The sequence below is a fragment of the Kocuria sp. CPCC 205235 genome, assembly GCF_040980905.1.
Classification (GTDB): Bacteria; Actinomycetota; Actinomycetes; order Actinomycetales; family Micrococcaceae; genus Kocuria; species Kocuria carniphila.
The window spans coordinates 1-552 of the sequence record NZ_JAVKPR010000097.1; the positions used below are offsets into that span (position 1 = coordinate 1).

At 36.8% G+C, this 552-nt stretch carries 2 protein-coding genes; both read right to left on the reverse strand.

Annotation, left to right across the window (positions count from 1 at the left end; translation table 11 throughout):
* A partial coding sequence (locus tag RF638_RS16150) for a hypothetical protein (RefSeq protein ID WP_368842478.1) occupies positions 1-291 on the reverse strand: 291 nt, incomplete at its 3' end.
* A partial coding sequence (locus tag RF638_RS16155; protein WP_368842479.1) for a hypothetical protein occupies positions 291-552 on the reverse strand: 262 nt, incomplete at its 5' end. The genes RF638_RS16150 and RF638_RS16155, both read right to left, overlap by 1 nt.

Consider the following 552-nt stretch of genomic DNA (forward strand, 5'->3'; position numbering starts at 1 on the left):
TGGATCACCAACTTTCTTTCCATTGATTACCATTTGTTTAGTAGATACAATAGTAACCTCTTTACTTTCTCCTGTAGGCTCAAAGTATAATTCAGTGGGTGAAACTCTGAAAGTGTATTCATAATTGCCTTCCCCTTTCTTGTGGATAAGCTTTACTTCTTTAGTTGACCCATCTACAGCTTCTACTGTTAAGATCTGAACTATATCTTTGTCCGTAGCATTCTTTTCTTCTGGTGTTACCGTTATAACAGTCCTACCTGAACCTTGATTCTTGCTTATAGTAAATCCCATTATCTGTGTTTCCTTATTTCTTTACGAAGTTCTCTTACTATAGTTTCCTTCAGAACCTTCTTACCACCAACTTGTTCGAAAGCTGGTGCCCATAGAGGTCTTGGAGGTAAATTACCACCTCTAGAACCATATTCCAACATGATAGCTACTTGGTTCAATGTTCTTTTACTAGTCCTATCACCCTTTCTGGTTTTCTTAAGGTTAGTAGGTATACCTACGTAAGTTCGATTCTTCTGTTTTACTATTTGTACTGATCTCAAA